The sequence below is a fragment of the Paenibacillus sp. N22P23 genome (genome assembly GCF_059383735.1).
Genome location: NZ_JBXENT010000002.1, coordinates 689,665 through 706,382 on the forward strand (window position 1 = coordinate 689,665; position 16,718 = coordinate 706,382).

14 protein-coding genes and 1 pseudogene are annotated in these 16,718 nt (G+C 48.5%); 3 read left to right on the forward strand and 12 right to left on the reverse strand.

The features are described 5' to 3' along the window. Positions 1–280: 280 nt before the first annotated feature. From AC506A_RS13620 to AC506A_RS13630, 3 genes and pseudogenes are all read right to left on the reverse strand, one after another. The gene (locus AC506A_RS13620; protein ID WP_495461536.1) at positions 281–1,378 is read right to left on the reverse strand and encodes a mandelate racemase/muconate lactonizing enzyme family protein; all 1,098 of its coding nucleotides are present in this window, start codon (positions 1,376–1,378) and stop codon (positions 281–283) included. 36 nt (positions 1,379–1,414) lie between these two features. Further along, positions 1,415–1,561, reverse strand: a pseudogene (locus AC506A_RS13625) (SDR family oxidoreductase); the annotation flags it as partial. Between the two features lie 123 nt (positions 1,562–1,684). Then, complete coding sequence (locus AC506A_RS13630) at positions 1,685–2,350, reverse strand: GntR family transcriptional regulator (RefSeq protein ID WP_495461537.1); 666 nt, start codon at positions 2,348–2,350, stop codon at positions 1,685–1,687. 284 nt (positions 2,351–2,634) lie between these two features. Here AC506A_RS13630 and AC506A_RS13635 point away from each other — a divergent pair, with 284 nt between their 5' ends. Together AC506A_RS13635 and AC506A_RS13640 are read left to right on the forward strand one after the other, a co-directional pair. After that, positions 2,635–3,054, forward strand: coding sequence for a C40 family peptidase (locus AC506A_RS13635; RefSeq protein WP_495461538.1), 420 nt, complete (start codon positions 2,635–2,637; stop codon positions 3,052–3,054). A 12-nt stretch (positions 3,055–3,066) separates the two neighbouring features. After that, complete coding sequence (locus AC506A_RS13640; RefSeq protein ID WP_495461539.1) at positions 3,067–3,771, forward strand: hypothetical protein; 705 nt, start codon at positions 3,067–3,069, stop codon at positions 3,769–3,771. A 268-nt stretch (positions 3,772–4,039) separates the two neighbouring features. On the opposite strand, the gene AC506A_RS13645 is transcribed toward AC506A_RS13640, so the two are convergent. Further along, entirely contained in the window at positions 4,040–6,646 is a 2,607-nt protein-coding gene (locus tag AC506A_RS13645) for a peptidase G2 autoproteolytic cleavage domain-containing protein (protein WP_495461540.1), read from the reverse strand. Between the two features lie 537 nt (positions 6,647–7,183). Next, complete coding sequence (locus tag AC506A_RS13650) at positions 7,184–8,077, reverse strand: RHS repeat domain-containing protein (protein ID WP_495461541.1); 894 nt, start codon at positions 8,075–8,077, stop codon at positions 7,184–7,186. Positions 8,078–8,577: 500 nt separating this feature from the next. Here AC506A_RS13650 and AC506A_RS13655 point away from each other — a divergent pair, with 500 nt between their 5' ends. Then, on the forward strand, positions 8,578–8,661 hold the full coding sequence (locus AC506A_RS13655) for a putative holin-like toxin (protein ID WP_495461898.1): 84 nt from the start codon (positions 8,578–8,580) through the stop codon (positions 8,659–8,661). A 210-nt stretch (positions 8,662–8,871) separates the two neighbouring features. On the opposite strand, the gene AC506A_RS13660 is transcribed toward AC506A_RS13655, so the two are convergent. The 7 genes from AC506A_RS13660 to AC506A_RS13690 all read right to left on the reverse strand — a co-directional run bounded on the left by AC506A_RS13660 (position 8,872) and on the right by AC506A_RS13690 (position 16,698). After that, on the reverse strand, positions 8,872–10,224 hold the full coding sequence (locus tag AC506A_RS13660; protein WP_495461542.1) for an ABC transporter substrate-binding protein: 1,353 nt from the start codon (positions 10,222–10,224) through the stop codon (positions 8,872–8,874). Further along, on the reverse strand, positions 10,217–11,767 hold the full coding sequence (locus AC506A_RS13665; protein WP_495461543.1) for an ABC transporter substrate-binding protein: 1,551 nt from the start codon (positions 11,765–11,767) through the stop codon (positions 10,217–10,219). Before AC506A_RS13665 ends, AC506A_RS13660 begins: the two co-directional genes overlap by 8 nt. Then, positions 11,764–12,342: an RNA polymerase sigma factor gene (locus tag AC506A_RS13670; protein WP_495461544.1), complete on the reverse strand. Its 579-nt coding sequence runs from the start codon at positions 12,340–12,342 to the stop codon at positions 11,764–11,766. Before AC506A_RS13670 ends, AC506A_RS13665 begins: the two co-directional genes overlap by 4 nt. A gap of 225 nt (positions 12,343–12,567) precedes the next feature. Further along, positions 12,568–13,506: a TauD/TfdA dioxygenase family protein gene (locus AC506A_RS13675; RefSeq protein WP_495461545.1), complete on the reverse strand. Its 939-nt coding sequence runs from the start codon at positions 13,504–13,506 to the stop codon at positions 12,568–12,570. Positions 13,507–13,559: 53 nt separating this feature from the next. Further along, positions 13,560–14,918 (reverse strand): LLM class flavin-dependent oxidoreductase, encoded by a 1,359-nt coding sequence (locus AC506A_RS13680; protein WP_495461546.1) that lies wholly within the window; start codon positions 14,916–14,918, stop codon positions 13,560–13,562. Positions 14,919–14,954: 36 nt separating this feature from the next. Then, positions 14,955–15,827, reverse strand: coding sequence for an ABC transporter permease (locus tag AC506A_RS13685; protein WP_495461547.1), 873 nt, complete (start codon positions 15,825–15,827; stop codon positions 14,955–14,957). Further along, a complete protein-coding gene (locus AC506A_RS13690; RefSeq protein WP_495461548.1) occupies positions 15,820–16,698 on the reverse strand; it encodes an ABC transporter ATP-binding protein in 879 nt (292 codons plus the stop codon). Before AC506A_RS13690 ends, AC506A_RS13685 begins: the two co-directional genes overlap by 8 nt. Between the last annotated feature and the right edge of the window lie 20 nt (positions 16,699–16,718).

Consider the following 16,718-nt stretch of genomic DNA (forward strand, 5'->3'; position numbering starts at 1 on the left):
ATACACTCTAGTGAATGTGCAGTTTATTGAAACAATATTTACAGCTTATGATGAAATATTCACAGCTAATGATGAAATATCACATAGTATGTGTGGTGATTTATCAAGGGCCGTTTTCAATATCATTGAGACTTGTCAGATCATTTTCCCGCTAGGATTTTCACAAATAGTGAGAATATCCGCTTTTGACTAAATGAATAATTATGCAGCGCTATATGAGACAACAAAAATGCCCCCTAATTGACAGGGGCATTCGCATGATCTTCTTATTAAAGTCCTACTATCTCACCCGATACTCTTCAAAATACTTCGGAAGAATCGTCGTAGATGCACCAGGCAATTCAGGCAGCACATAGTGCCCTTCCTTCACGGTAGCCGGCTCTTCAAAAATATGGCGAATCCACGGAATGTACTCCAACATGATTGCATTCTGTGTGGAAGCGACAAGATGCTGATGAATCTGGCCCATATCACCTACGTGGGGGCAGATCGGAATATCATAGGATGCTGCGAGACCCGCCACCTGCAGCCATTCTGTAATACCTCCAACACGTGTAACGTCCACTTGGCAGTACTCTATTGCGCCTTGGTGAATATAATCACGGAACGCATACTTGTTGTAGACATGCTCGCCAAGTGCAATCGACACATTAAGTGCATCGGCCAGCTTCTTGTGCCCCAAAATATCATCCGGATTAAGCGGCTCCTCCAGCCAGAACAGATCGAACTCTTCGAGCTTCTTGCCCCAAGTCATTGCCGTGTTGATGTTCCATTGTTGATTGACGTCGATCATGAAAATCACATCGTCGCCGATTGCCTTCCGTACCGCTTTGCAGCGATCATAATCTTCTCGTGGATCGGGCTTACCAACCTTGATCTTAACCCCTGTAAATCCGGACTCCACAATCTCCGTTACGTCCTTCAGCAGGCGCTCCTTTGACCAATTCAGCCAGCCGCCATTCGTATTGTACGCTTTTATGCTCTTGGACTTCGCTCCTCCAAGATATTGCCACAGGGGCTTGTTCGATGCCTTTGACATGATATCCCACAATGCCACATCCACCGCAGCCAGTGCCATATGCGTAACGCCGGACCTGCCGATCCAATGCATTTTACCAAAACGCATCTCGTCCCATAGTTCCTTAACCATGAAGGGATCCTTGCCCACTAACAACGGCGCATAGTATTTCTCAATCGTGTCGACAATCATATCGTCTCCATTCGCGCAGGTACCAGTGTATCCGTAGCCTACAATTCCTTCGTCCGTATAGATGCGCACGCCTGCTAATCCCCAGTGCGTAGCAACATTGATGGCATCTGTAATCGGCGGCGTAATCGGCACGTGAAGGACAAAGCTTTCTACTTTAGTAATTTTCATTGGTTTCATCTCCCTAGTTTGGATGAGTGAATGCTATTAATAACCAAGCGAAGCCCCGCCGTCGACGGGGAGTGCAACGCCTGTAACGAACCCTGCGGAGGAACTAGCCAGGAATAGTGCTGCTTGCGCAATTTCGTCTGAAGTCGCTGGTCTTCCAAGAGCATGCATATCATTCAAAGCCTGAACAGTCGCTTCTGGGTCATCCTGCTAATGGCCGTTTTTCCAGCTAGAATCATGGCTGCCATTCCTCCTTAAGAGTGTGTTTATAATGTATCGTGTATGATTTTATGTAAAAAAACGAAAAACTCATTCAAACAACTTCCTTGTTCGCTCGTATGAGTTTTTCAGATGGTTCTTCAACGCTTGCTCAGCTGCAGACATATCCCTTGTTGCCAAATTGCTAACGATACACATATGCTCATCCCACTCGTCTTGAATCAGCTTCATGTCGAGATCCTTCTGATTCAAAGATAAGTACCTTTGTATTTTCTCGATGTAAATCTCGATCAGGCTCTTTAAAGAGTGGTTGTCGCAATAATCCAGAATCAATCCGTGCAGACTTGCGTTCATATCGGAGATGATGCGAATGCGGTCTTCACTTTCTATCGCTTCCAGATTAGACCATTGCTGCATATCCAATTGCAACTTATCCAACATCGCTTCCGGTATTCGTAGTGCAGCTTTCCTAATAGCCAGGCATTCCAATTCCATTCGAATTTCAAACATTTCGTCGAGCTCTTGAAGGGACATCTTGGCAACAAACATCCCCTTGAAGGGTACCGTTTCGACCAAGCCTTCCGCCGCTAATCTCGATAATGCTTCGCGAATCGGAATATTGCTGACTTCTAGATCTCGGCCCAATTGATCGATATTGATTTTATTCCCTGGCGCGATGTCGTGGTTTAGAATCTGCCCTTTCAATATGGAATAAATTTCTTCTGTTAATACATACCGGCTTAAACTCTTCTTCATCTACTCACCTTCGCCACTTCATGAATCGTACATGATTTATTATAACCATGTTGAAGTCGAATTGGAATAGTTAACTTTCTACTTCGGTTTGCATTGTTCATGATAGTATTAGTCGTCTTCACCGCTAAGTAAGCAGGGGGAGAGAGTTACTTACTACGTGTTAATTCCAAATCTTCATATCTATAAATCCCTCCAGCAACCTCTACTTCTTATAGTAGTTCACCCATCCCTACAAATTGAATTACACATATAGTACCGAAAAGGACACAACAGGAGTGAATCGTTTGAAACAAGGTAACCTCAACTCATTGGTTCAATACGGAAAGCATTTTGTTGGTGTTAAGTTTAAGTATGGAGCTGCTCCTTACCCCAAGTCAGGAAAGTTTGATTGTTCATCTCTCGCTCAGCATATCTTCGAAAAATATGGGATACATTTACCCCGTACAGCCAGAGATCAGGCTGTACAAGGCGTGGAAGTTAGACTAAAACACATCCAAAAAGGTGATTTGCTTTTCTTTGCTGTTCCTGAACGGTTTAGCACAGACGATATTCCCGGACATGTTGGTCTTTATATTGGTAATCAGGAAATGATCCATTGCATACCGTACCCTAAGAACAAAGTAATCATCTCCAGTATCGATCAGCCACACTGGAAGAAAACATTTCTGTTTGCAAGACGGATGATTCATTTCCCCAATAATTGAGGGAGGGATTTGATGGTACGGAAAACAAGAAGAATGTTACCAGCAAAACCTGTAAGGATTTCACAAACGTTTTCGCGCATCACGGTACCTGTACCAGAAGCTGAAGCCGGTGTAGCACTGCCATCGAATATGACGTTTTTTATTGACAATCGGTTCACTTCTACCCAGAGATCTCGGATTCGCACTTTAATTGTAAGAATCCTGGAAGTCTGGAGGCTCCACTATGCACAAGTAACAGAAGCTGGACGATCCACTTATCAAACCTGCGTTAATACTTATGCTAGATTTAACCTAGCCCCTGTCTGGTTTGATGGAAAAATAGCGAATGGTTCAGCTGCCGCCGCTGTTCAGATGGATGGTTTAACTCGTATGATTGTTGCGAACGGATTTGGAAGAGCTGCACGTGCAAATATCTTATACCAAGTACCCTCGTCAACCGTTCCTAATTTTACGATTAAAGCAGTAAATGCTTCGAATCCCGATGCAAACTCATTATCAGTAACAGTTAATCCTCTTGCTATAGCTAGAACGGACCTTCAAAATATTACTTTAGCAGGTTCGCTCCATCATGCATGGCTCCATCGCGAAGGATATCGTCATCCGACTCGTGTTTTTACTTCCTACATGGCAGGGGAAGCAAGTATGTGTGTGATGCGCAACAATGCAAAGAAAACCCCGGGCGTACCGGATTCCCGTTACACTGTATTTCTGGATTGAAGGAACTGTAAATGTATTGGGTAAATCTGGTTTTGTTCATCGAAGATACCTCAATTCCCATCAGGGATGAGGTATCTTCTTTTTAAATACAACCAATATAAGAATGGAATGAGATACGTAAATGAGTAGTATGAATTGAAGCAACAAGAGTAACAGTCTCGTCGGCTGCTTGTCGGAAATCGGACAATGTTCTTGTCAACAGACATCAGTTGTTGCTATTCTCAAAAAGAGGCGTGCCTGTAGGCTCGCCTCTTGCATTTTATCCGTTCTAGTTTGGTTTATGGTAATGAGGGACATAGAGCACACAGATCTGATTTGCACCAGTACGCTTTAGAACGCGATAGCCATATGCACTGGCAGTCGCTATTCCCTGATCATTTGGTGCACAATAGCCATTTGGCAAGCAAGACCCATCATCCCTTACCAAAATCTTGCCGAGGAGTCCTACAGCAACCCATTCTGGGCGTTCTTTTCTAGGCACATACAAACGCTGTGGATCCCACTCTGGATTCATGACAGGTTGCTTTTCAGTATGCTCAGGTGTAATTACATTCCCGTGTGGATCCTTAACTGCAGGCACTGTAACTTCATGGTAGGTCCGCCGTCCCCATTCATCCAACAAGTAACGTCCCTGCCAACTTAGCTCGGCACTATTTCCGATTAAACTAGGAGTCGCACTACTGATTCCGAGGATGTAATCATCCGAAGAAGTTGCAATTCTAACTTTTTCCCCATCCAACGTAACAAAATAACCGACATCGATAAACGAATCGTCAACGCTCTGGAACATCTCGGCGTAATCCGCACCGCCTGTATTGTAAGAAGCTCCGTCGATAAACATCTGACCATTACTCGCCAGCCATTTGGCTCCCAACCCTCGCGAAACACTGGATGTCCCATTTCCAATAAACCATGAATGTGCTTCCCCTGCATCACCAAACCTTCCCATGATGTGTGCATTTTGGAAACCATTCGTATCCGTACCTTCACCTTCAGCGTGAGATGAGGATCCACTAGCAGTGGAATTTACACCTTCAGCATGCGATGAATTAGCGGATGCGATTGTACCAGTCCCCTCGGCATGAGCAGCTACGGAGGCAGCAAAAGTATTCAATCCTTCAGCATGGGCTGCAATTGCGTTTAAGTTTGCAAGCGTCGATTGCCCTTCTGCGTGAGAAAATGATCCAAGGGCCCGTGGACCAGGCGATATCGTTACATTCAACGTCCCGCCTTCGGCATGGGCTGCAAACCCGCTTGCCTCCGTACCTACCCCCTCAGCATGAGAACTAAATCCACTCGCTATATTAGGAGCAGGATTATTGAGTTGATCTACACCTCCACCTTCTACGTGAGAGGCTCTACCGCTAGCAGTGTTTCCTTCCCCTTCCGCATGGGATTGATTCGCAATCGCTTGAGTCCCAGACCCCTCGGCATGGGCACTTTCACCGCTTGCAAGGGTCGATTGCCCTTCTGCGTGAGAAAATGATCCACCAGCAGTTGAGGTTACACCTTCAGCATGCGAAAATCTGCCGGTTGCTTTTGTTTCCCCCCCCTCGGCATGAGCACCTTCTCTACTAGCAACAGTATCCAATCCTTCGGCATGCGAATAATCCATCATTGACTGAGATCTAAGTCCTTCGGCATGTGAATAATCACCAGCGGCGGTTGAACCATTCCCCTCGGCATGGGAATTATCTCCGCTCGCGGTTGTAAATACCCCCTCGGCATGGGCATTTGCACCGCTTGCAAGCGTCGATTCCCCCTCGGCATGAGAAGTGAATCCACCAGCAATTGAATTTCTACCTTCAGCATGCGAAAAATTGCCGGTTGCGTTTGTTGTTGACCCTTCCGCATGGGAACTAAATCCGCTTGCAAGCGTCGAATGCCCTTCTGCGTGAGAAAATGATCCAAGGGCCTGTGGACCAGGCGATATCGTTACATTATCCGTCCCGCCTTCGGCATGGGCTGCAAACCCGCTTGCCTCCGTACCTACCCCCTCAGCATGAGAACTAAATCCACTCGCTAGATTAGGAGCAGGATTATTGACTTGATCCACACCTCCTCCTTCCACGTGGGAAGCCCTGCCACTAGCCGTGTTCCCTTCTCCTTCCGCATGCGCATTATCTGCGCCTGCTTGCACGATCGTGTTTGCTCCTTCAGTATGTGAATGATGGCCCAATGCCTGCGTGCTCATTCCTTCTGCATGCGAAGCCGAGCCTCCCGCAGTAGTCATGTTTCCTTCAGCATGAGCAGCGACACCGCTGGCGGTTGTACTGTATCCTTCCGCATGCGCGGTATCTGCAGTTGTAATTGACAAATACCCTTCCGTGTGTGAAGCCGAACCTCCAGCAGAGGTTGAATTGCCTTCCGCATGCGCTGTATCCGCATTCGTAGATGTTAGATAACCTTCTGTATGAGAGGCCACTCCGTTGGCGGCTGTAGAACTGCCTTCGGCATGCGAGGCTACTCCATTGGCAGTAGAAGAATTGCCCTCAGCATGAGAAGCCATTCCGTTCGCAGCACTTGATGTCCCTTCGGCATGAGCGGATTCTGCGCTTGCTGCTGAAAGATAGCCTTCGGCATGCGAGGCTGCCCCGCTAGCCAATGTCGTGCTGCCTTCGGCATGCGATGCCACGCCAGTAGCTTGAGTTGAAGTTCCTTCCGCATGCGCGGTATCCGCAGTCGTTGCCGTCAAATAGCCCTCTGCGTGGGATGCCCCGCCTCCCGCTGTCGTTGTACTTCCTTCCGCATGCGAGGCATCGGCGTTCGCGATCGTTTGATAGCCTTCGGCGTGAGAGGCTGTCCCATTCGCAGTCGTATCACGCCCTTCCGCTTCAGAGCATTCCCCCACCGGGTTTTGGTTACAATCGGCCACTAAGCATCTCTCCTTAAATGATTAATATAGATCTGAATGAAAAGAATAATTTACAATAGATCCCAATTATAAAATATGCGAAGTTTTCAAGTTAGCTTGTACAATTCTAAGAATTACTTATCTGTTGTGAAAAAAAGAGTCTTCCATCAGTTCAATAAACCGATGGAAGACCCTTTTAAGTTAGGTTAATCTCCAACTCAACTTCCGAAATAGCTAATACCTAGCTTTATAGATTAAGAACAAAAAAATCTGTAGCCAGAGGCAACCACAATTGCGAGTCCATTTGGCTTCCGGAGACCACCATTGAATCCGAGGATGCCGCGCCTTTGCGGTGTCTTCCTTGCTTTTTCACCTGGATGATAAATAAAGAGCCGGCTACAGTTTAAGTAGCCGGCTCTTCACATTCAAAATAAGTCCGTTAACAAGACCTCGGTTAGAGTATCATAAATGGTAAAAAAACGAGGTAGACCTCGACTGCGTCACTTTCTCTATCTCATGACAATGTGTATGGTCATGACAAACCCGGAAATTTGGGCTTTACACCGCTACAATGTGGAGAAAAAGAACCTGAAGAAGATGATGAGACAGGGGAACGAGAATCGCTACGGTGATGTGGAGACGTGCACATATGGAACAATATGGGTGATGAGTATTCACCCTGCCCGTATAACCAGAAAATCCACTCGCCGTAATTTCTGCAGAAGTATTTCGGCTGAGAATATCGGTCCCGGTAATAATTGTGCCTGAATCACTGCCATCAATGAGGGTCTGAACTTTGGAAAATAGTATTCCGTTACTGCCCACCGTTGTAGAGGACTGCATCGTTTCTGTCGACCCATCCAATGTACGGGTACCCGTCCTAATGATCGGTCGCATTAATTCGTCATATTGACTTGTAAATGTACTACCGTTTCGATCAAATTGCTTTACTAGGAGTCCTAGATTATTGTAATCAGAATAGGAGTCAATTTGATCATTAGCATTCTTCTTGGAGGTGAGTTGCCCTGCTTCATTGTAAGTCTTTGTATAAAGCAACTCCGTTATCCCAGGATCAGTTTTCTGAATAGTTGCTTTCGTAATCTGATCGTTCTCATCATATTCGTATTTGGTAGCTTGGCCCAGTGCGTCTCTGACTGTTGTTAAACGGTTAATAGCATCATATTCGAAGCTAATAAAAACATTATTCAGATCTTTATAAGAAATTACATTATCTTGCAAATCGTATCTGTATAACTCTGTAACTGGTTGGCTAGTACTGGGCCATGTTTTATATGCAGTAGCGGATAATAAATTATCTGATTGGTCAAATTTCTCAACCAAAACATGTGACTTTAGACTGGCATCTACTGGATTGGATCGATATGCAAGAACATCCGCATCCGCTACAAAATAGGTAGTAGATTGACGAGCCTTCTGATCAATCTCTGTCACATACAAATTACCCTCTTCAATTGATTCCTGTTGTTCCCCCCATGCACCGTAAGAGGCGTATGATGTATTTCCTACAGGATCAATCTCATAGTTAGCACGTCCCAAATCATCGATTTCGCTGTTTGATCCAGAACAATACCTTCTCCATCAAGGATCTTGTGAGCGATTCAATCGTATTTGTCGAAGTTCAAGGAATCGATCTGTTACCTCCTCCACGCAACCTGTTGATACATTTTATTAAGTGAATGGTCATCAATCCCGTCATTATTTTGCTTCGTATAAAAATACAACATGATGAATATTCACTTTCATGAAACAAAACTTACACTTTAAGTTGAAACATTTACAGCCAATACTGAAATATCACATACTAGGACCTTCCTACTCCCAACTTGTACCAAAATAAGCATAGACACACGAACGCACGTTCGCTTATAATGAAGAAGCGATGAATGGCTTGCAAGGGCGGTCGGCTATTCTCCCGGAAGGGAGGTGATGCCATGGAGATACAAGACGCGATCACGCTGATGTTTACGTTCGGCATGTTTATTCTCGCGCTGCTATCTTACCTCAAAAAAAAATAGACCGCCCTCTCGCGAAGGTATGCGGTCTACTCTAGAACTCATATCTTGATACAGCCTCCGCCCTTAAAAGCGGTTAATCGCGCCGGGAGTCGGTTGCCGCCGACTCTCTTTGCCTGTATTTGTTTCTTTGCCAATATAATACCATATTCACTCAGGGGTTGAACATATGCATTTCGTAAATGAGACCGCTTAATTGAGCGCGCCGAATAACTATTGACTTCTCGGCTTCGACGCTTCCAACAATGCCTGACCTTCCTTCTGCACAGCCGCGATACATTCGTCTACACTCTTCTCACTATTAACGGCAGCTTTCACTTCACGATCTTGAAGCTGCTGGAATAGTTCTAAGAACTTAGGATCATAACCTTCGAGCGAATAGCTCTGATCGATGCTCGGAAGCGTCTCATACAGCTCCGCCAGCATCGGGTTATGATCATAGCTCATGTAGGACCTGCGAGTCGGCAAACTGTACTCATCCTGAATGCCTGATTTGGCCTTCGCCACATAATCACTCAGCATGAACTCGATAATTTGCCATGCCGCATCGGCATTCCGAGCACCAGTCGGTATCGCCATATAATCGTAAACGCCCAGATGGACGGATCTGCTCGTATCGATGGAGCTAACCGGCGGTGTAACCACACCCGTTTCAAACTTCATTCCTTTGATGCTGTTATATCTGTCGATGGTCATCGCAGATTTGCCTTTCTTAAACAAATCTGCTTCATTCGCATCATCTTCGGTAAAATACAGCGTACCATCGACCATATGCCCTTTGACATCCTGCATCATGAAGGTGCCATTCTTATAGAGATCCACAACGGTCGCGAATAGACTGCGCCAAGCAGGCGTGTCCACAGTCACTTTACCGGTTTGGAAGTTGTAAGACTGGAGCCCTTCCGAACTAGACAGATTGAGGAGCAGGCTGTGCGGCATACTGCTAAACGGCTGATGATAGCCTACTACCCCGTCCTTGCGGCTTCCTGCTTTCGCAAATTGGCTGGCCAGCTGCATCACATCCATGATGGTCATGCCGTTCCGAGGCAGCTCTACCATATACTTGTGAAACAAGTCCGCGTTGTAATAGAGAACGGAAGCTTGGAAGGAAGCAGCTAAGGCATACATATTGCCGCCTCCTTCACGCTTGATTTTATCGATCATCCCGGGATAAAAGTCATCCGCTTTCATCCCGCTTGCTTGCAGCCGTACCGACAGATCTTCCAGTACGCCATGAGCCGCCAATTCGGGATACTTGCCGGAGTAGCCGAGCAGAACAAGATCCGGCTTCTCTTCCTTCAGCTTCTTCTCATACTGCTCCGCCGATATTGACTTATAATTCGGTTCCATCTCGATAAGCTCAACCTCGAAATTCGGGAAAGCAGCGGTTACAAAATCCCCAATTGTAAAGGAATAGCTGCCCTTACTAGACAGCGCTATACGAATCACTTGTTTCTCGTTACCGCCTACAGTCCGATCATCCGCCATACAGCCGCTTAGCAGGAAACTAACCGCCAGCAGGCAGATGACACACGCGAATGAAGCGCGACGCACTCGACTACTCATGTGATCGATCCCCCTTTCCGGCCAGCCTCGTTTCAAGCGTGCTTTGCAATTCCTCAAGCGCTGCATCAACGGACTTTGTTCCTTTCACAACAGCTTCCATCTGTTCACCGCCAAGCGTGGACAAGGCAGCGTCCAGCTCCCCCCTCGCTCGATTGTCGAAAGCAATTAAATAATTCTCAGCCGCTTTTGCCGGATCTACCTTATTCTCATAGAATGCTTTCCAGTGCTTGCTGTCCTTCTCATCCATGACCGACTGATCAGCTAATAATGTAGAGTATAGCTGCGCATTCTCCAAACCACTACGCCAAGAGCCGCTTATAATAAACGAAATCAGCTCCCAGACCGCATCCTCTTGGGTTGAAGCCGCATTGATCGCGTACACGGTATTGGTGCCCAAGAATAACTGTTGGTTCGTAGCGGAGGAGTCCACGCGTAGCGGAACTGTCGACCAATTTACATTCATAACGCCCTCATGCTCAAAATTTTCTAAGTTCGAATAATAGTAGCTCGGTGCTATCTTCATCGCTATTTTGCCTTGAGCAAATGCATCATTCTTGCCCATATCCTTCATCGTGATGCCGTTCTTGCCGTAATCTATCGGTTTCTGCTGCGTAATCCAGCCTTCCTGATAGCCGGCCGCAACCGATTGCCAAACCTTATTCCATGCTTCTGAATTGACTGTGGCCTCCGTTTTGCCCTCATTGCTTTTACTAAAGGTTTGCAGCCCGGATACTTGCCCCAAAAATTCGGTCATCACATATTTATTGCTCTGATCAAGAGCCCCGAGTCCGCTAATCCCTGTACCTTGGAATCGTTTGGCAAGCTGCAAAATCTCCTCCCGCGAAATCTCGCCTTCAGGCAGCGGTATCCCCTGCTTCGCAAAAGCATCTTCATTGATATAGAGAGCCATAGTGCTAAAATCTGCCGGCAATCCGTATAGCTCGCCGCTTCCGCCAAGCTGGTGCAGCAGCTCAATGATTGGCGCATAAAGGGCACCCAACTCAAATTTATGTTCTTTCACAATCGTATCCAGTGACTTGAGTTTCCCATCTGCCGCCAACTCTCGAAACAGCTTCATCGGCAACTGCAGCATGTCCGGCTGCTCCTTAGCCACCCAGGCTTTAAACATATCGGGATCATTATATAAATCTCTAGGCGCATCGATCATATTCAGCTTCACGGATGGGTGACGAATAATAAACGGCCGCTTAATCTGATATTCGATGCTGCCATCCTGCGCAAACTGATGGATCTTGAGCGCATATTCCCGGTCACCAAGCGTATCACCGCGAAGTGCGGCCGGAATGTTTGCCGCCGAGTCCGGTTTCAGCAGCTGCAACACATCATCTCGGAACCACCAGCCACAGCCAAGCAATATGACGATGCTCATGAATGCTGCAACCGCGCGAAACGGTGCTTTTCTTTTCTCATTTTGCATATGAACGCGTTCCCTCACTTTATACTCTAGTTCTGAGGTGAACCCATTCTTCACGGGAGGTTTCCCTGCAAGCTTATGCTCCCAGCTGTTTAACGGTTCCTTCATGTCCATTCTTCCTCCCCAGTCAACGTCGCTTCTTGGGTAAGACTGCGATTGACCGCAGCTCGCGCACGGTGAAGCCTAGACTTCACTGTACCGACCGATACGTGGAGCATGTCCGCCATTTCTTGCATCGAAAGTCCATAATGACTATTCATCAGCAGCACTTCCCTCAGCTTCTGCGGCAGCTTCAAGACGACCGCCCATAGTTCCTCGGTCATCAGCTTATCGAAGCTTTCCCGCTCCGCCGACGGCGAAGTTTGCTCTTGTGGACGGACGATTCCTCCGAAGAAGGTCACACGTCTGATCCATGCCGACCGCAGCACGTCGCGCGCCGTGTTGCGGGTAATGGCCAGCAGCCATGTTTTAATCGACGATTGCCCGCGGAATTCGTAGAGCTGTTGAAACACTTTCACGAATACATCTTGGGAAATATCGTCGGCCAGCTCTCTGGAACGTGTGTAGAAGAAAGCGAAATTCCAAACGTCTTTGCCGTACGCCGCCATAAGCTCATTCAGCACCGCATGCCGGTCTAAGCCGCCTGTTACATGCTTCAAGTAATCAAACTGCAAGTCGTTCACCTCATCAAGTAGACGATAGAGCGCTAGAAAGGTTCCCTATTCAATCCGGAAAATAGAAATCTATGATTTCATGCTCAAATGGCATAAAGTACCATCACATTATACACACGTATGAGCGGCAAGTAGAGTTTCTTTTTTGCAAATAGAAAAAGCCCCGAGCACGAGAGCTGTTTCCAGCTGCTCGTCACCCGAGGCTCCTTCCATAGGAGCTACACGATAACGTTTTTACGCGGATTCCGCTGCCGCTTGATCTGCCGGTCCAACCTTCTTGCGGGTAACGCTTTTCCGGCCATCAATGCTTACCGGCACATCGCCATCGATGGTAACGCGGCGCACGACACGGTGCTGATCGCCATAGTCGTTGACTGCATAATGCTGCGTCGCCCGATTATCCCAGATGACAACATCGCCTTCTGCCCAGCGCCAGCGAACGGTGTTCTCTAGTTTAGTAACATGATTTTGCAGCAGCGAGAACAGTTGAGCCGAGTCCGAGGAAGACAACCCGAGGATACGCTTCACAAAATGACCCAAAACCAGCGTCCGCTCTCCTGTCTCCGGATGGACGCGTACGAGCGGATGCTCCGTTTCATATAAAGTAGACACGAATACTTCGCGATACCTCGTCTCCGCCGCCTCATCGATAGGCTTACTCCGATAAGCTGCATAGTCATATTCATTGGAGTGCACCGCCCACAAGCCATCGACCAGCTTCTGCAATTCGGCAGGTAAATTATCGTAGGCTGTAGCCGTGTTCGCCCATACGGTATCGCCGCCGGACTCCGGCACTACAACCGCCCGCAGGATGGAGGCTTGCGGATAGGCATCCACGAAAGTAACGTCCGTATGCCAAGAATCGGCACGTCCGCCGTGATTGGAATTGAGCTCAAGCACATAATCGGTTCCTTGCTTGATTGGCACCGTCGGGTGAGCAACCGGATTGCCAAGCAATTGGGCAAAAGCTTCCTGCCCCGCATCATCAAGCTGATTTTGCCCGCGGAAGAATACAACTTTATGCTTCAGCAGCGCTTCTCTAATGAAGCTAACTGTTTCTTCATTCAGATTGGAAGAGAGTGTAACTCCTCTAATCTCTGCACCGATTCTACCTGCTACCGGACGTACCTCGAACGATTGACCAATGATTTCGTTTTGTTCTACTTGGCTCATTTTATTGCCTCCTTGGATTTGTTTTAAATTTTATTGTTCCTACATCTATGTGGTTATTGCCTAGCTGCCAACGGAGCCTGAGCCTGGGCTGCATACCGATTGACCGGTCGCCCAAGGCCAAAATGTTCCCGCAATGTCCGCCCTTGATACGCGGTCCGGAACAACCCTCTGCGCTGCAGTTCCGGCACGACCTGCGAAGCAAATTCCTCCAGTCCTGCCGGCAAGTACGGCGGCATTACATTAAAGCCGTCGCTGCCGCCCTGCGTGAACCAAGCCTCCAGCTCATCCGCAACCTGCACCGAGGTGCCTGCGAATACGCGGTGTCCGCGTCCGCCGGCCAGCCGGTGAATCAGCTGGCGAATCGTCAACTGCTCACGCGAAGCAAGGTCGGCTACCAGCTGGAATCTGCTTTTGTTCCCATTAATATCGCTGACGTTCGGCAGTTCAGGCAGCGGCCCGTCAAGCGGATAGGTAAACAAATTAATACCCAGCATGTTGGTGAGCTGATTCAGCCCATACTCCGGAACGGTCAGCTCATTAAGCTGCTGTTCCTTCTCCTTCGCTTCGGACTCCGTTGCACCGATGACCGCGCAGATGCCTGGTAAGATTTTCAGCTCATCCGGATTTCTTCCATACCTGGCGGCGCGTGCTTTCACATCGCTGTAGAACTGCTGCGCCTCGGCAAGCGTCTGCTGCGCAGTGAAGATCGCCTCCGCATATTGCGCCGCAAATTCCTTGCCGTCCTCCGAGGAGCCGGCCTGCACCAGAACCGGATGACCCTGCGGCGATCTTGGAATATTCAGCGGTCCGCGCACTTTGAACGCCTCGCCGGCGTGGTTGATGCTCCGCACCTTCTCCGGCTGCGCGAATACCCCGGCCTCACGATCAATGACGATTGCATCGTCCTCCCAGCTGTCCCACAGACTAGTCGTCACTTCAAGGAACTCCCTTGCACGCTCATACCGCTTGTGATGCTCCAAATGCTTATCGCGACTAAAGTTGCTCGCCTCGAACTCGCTGCCGGAGGTCACGATGTTCCAGCCTGCACGGCCTTTGCTGATATGATCCAGCGATGCGAATTTACGAGCGACATGGAAAGGCTCGTTATAGGTCGTCGATACGGTGCCGATCAAACCGATCTGCTCCGTGACCGCAGCCAGCGCGGACAACAACGTGAACGGCTCCAACCCGACAAAAGCGCCATGCTTAATATTGTTACTAACCGCCAGACCATCTGCCAGGAAGAGCGAATCAAACTTGGCTTGCTCGGCAATCCGCGCTATTTTCTGAAAATACGCAATGTCCGTAATGTTGTGCGGCTCGGTTCCGGGATGCCTCCATGCCGCCTCATGATGCCCGGCATTCATAATAAATACATTCAAATTCATCTGCTTCTTCTGTTTGATACCCATCGTTTCTTCACGCACCTTTCCTCATAACGAGAACGATTAGTCGCCGTAGGTCTGTTTCCACGCCGTTAGTTTCCGCTCGATGTACACGATGACATAGTTGAGAATCAATCCGATGACGGAGATGGACAGGATGCCCGCGTACATCTCAGGGATTTGGAAGCTAAACTGCGTATATTGAATGAGATAACCAAGGCCTGACTTCGCCCCTACCATCTCAGCAGCAACAAGAACAAGAATAGAGGCCGCACCAGATTGACGAATACCGATAAAAATCGTAGGGATCGCTGCCGGAATAATGACTTTACGAAATAGCGCAATAGAGGAGAGCCCCATCGATTTGGCGGATTTGATCAAGAGTGGATCAACATTCTTCACCCCGCTGATTGTATTGAGCAGCAGCGGAAAGAAGCAGGCATAGAAGACGATGGAGATTTTCGACGTTTCTCCGAGTCCCAGCAGCAGGATAAATACCGGCAGAATCGCCAGCGGCGCCGTATTGCGCATCACCTCGAGCAGGGGATTCAAATACGCGGCAACCGGCTTCCACCACCCAACCGCGAGCCCGATCGGTACGCTCACGAGCAGTGCCAGCGAGAATCCGCCTAATGATCGGGTCAAGCTCGCTTCGGTATGAGCGGCCAAATCTCCTGATAACAGCAGCCCCCACCATGCCTTCAGCACTTCTGACAACGGCGGGAAGAAGGTGCTGTCCACCAGTCCGCTGCGGGGAGCGAGCTCCCATAAGGCGAGAAAGCCAACAATGACAATGAGATTGCGAAACCACTTCCGCACATGTACAGCCGCAGCTTGCAAAGCCGCACTTCCCGGCTGCTCCGCCACCTGAGCATGAGCAGCTTCGGTTTCGTAGCGCGCCAGCGCTTTACCGTCTCCTGTCGTTACATTAGCCATCGACAGTCACTCCCTTGTTCATCGATTTCTTGCCGCTGCCTGCTACGAGACTCTTGTTCTTCTCCTGCTCCTGCGCCCTGGACACCTCATCCTTGAGCAAATCCCAGATTTGATGCCGAATACGCACAAACTCGGGATTAGATCTTAGATCCTCTTCCGTAGTTCGAGACTGGAACGGTACGTCGATGATTTGCTTAATTCTGCCCGGCCTTGAAGTCATAACCGCAACCCGCTGCCCGAGGTAAACCGCTTCTTCGATTCCATGCGTGATGAAAATAATCGTCTTCTTCGTCGCTTCCCATATGCGGAGCAGCTCGGTTTGAAGGGTTTCACGCGTCTGTGCATCGAGCGCAGCAAACGGTTCATCCATTAGCAGCACCTCGGGATTGTAAGCGAGGCTGCGAGCAATGGCGATCCGCTGCTTCATACCGCCGGACAGCTCATGGGGATACCGGTTCTCGAAGCCGGCCAAGCCGACGAGATAGATGTATTTGCGGGCGATCTCTCTGCGTTCTTTGCGCGGAACTCCTTTGGTCTCCAGACCAAATTCCACATTGGCGAGCGCTGTTTTCCAAGGGAACAACGCATATTGCTGAAATACGATGCCCCGCTCCAGATTCGGCCCGTTAATCGGTTTGCCATCCATTAGAATTTGCCCGCTGTTTGGTGTCGTAAGTCCTGCCAGCAAATCCAGCAATGTTGATTTCCCACAGCCGCTCGGGCCGACAATGACCATAAACTCGCCTTGCTTTACCTCCAAATTAATATCTTGCAGCGCCGATACCGGCTGCTGATCCGATTTCAAATGGGATAGATTCCGTTGAACGCGAAACGACTTGCGTACGTTCTGGAGACTGATTTTGGCTTCCATGATCCTCATGCTCCTTTCCT

What these genes read in the sequence shown, in the direction of transcription:
- AC506A_RS13660 (WP_495461542.1), bottom strand. Translation starts at nt 10,224, where the DNA reads ATGAGTAGTCGAGTGCGTCGCGCTTCATTCGCGTGTGTCATCTGCCTG.
- AC506A_RS13630 (WP_495461537.1), bottom strand. Translation starts at nt 2,350, where the DNA reads ATGAAGAAGAGTTTAAGCCGGTATGTATTAACAGAAGAAATTTATTCC.
- AC506A_RS13655 (WP_495461898.1), top strand. Translation starts at nt 8,578, where the DNA reads ATGGAGATACAAGACGCGATCACGCTGATGTTTACGTTCGGCATGTTT.
- AC506A_RS13685 (WP_495461547.1), bottom strand. Translation starts at nt 15,827, where the DNA reads ATGGCTAATGTAACGACAGGAGACGGTAAAGCGCTGGCGCGCTACGAA.
- AC506A_RS13680 (WP_495461546.1), bottom strand. Translation starts at nt 14,918, where the DNA reads ATGGGTATCAAACAGAAGAAGCAGATGAATTTGAATGTATTTATTATG.
- AC506A_RS13665 (WP_495461543.1), bottom strand. Translation starts at nt 11,767, where the DNA reads ATGAAGGAACCGTTAAACAGCTGGGAGCATAAGCTTGCAGGGAAACCT.
- AC506A_RS13620 (WP_495461536.1), bottom strand. Translation starts at nt 1,378, where the DNA reads ATGAAAATTACTAAAGTAGAAAGCTTTGTCCTTCACGTGCCGATTACG.
- AC506A_RS13690 (WP_495461548.1), bottom strand. Translation starts at nt 16,698, where the DNA reads ATGGAAGCCAAAATCAGTCTCCAGAACGTACGCAAGTCGTTTCGCGTT.
- AC506A_RS13675 (WP_495461545.1), bottom strand. Translation starts at nt 13,506, where the DNA reads ATGAGCCAAGTAGAACAAAACGAAATCATTGGTCAATCGTTCGAGGTA.
- AC506A_RS13640 (WP_495461539.1), top strand. Translation starts at nt 3,067, where the DNA reads ATGGTACGGAAAACAAGAAGAATGTTACCAGCAAAACCTGTAAGGATT.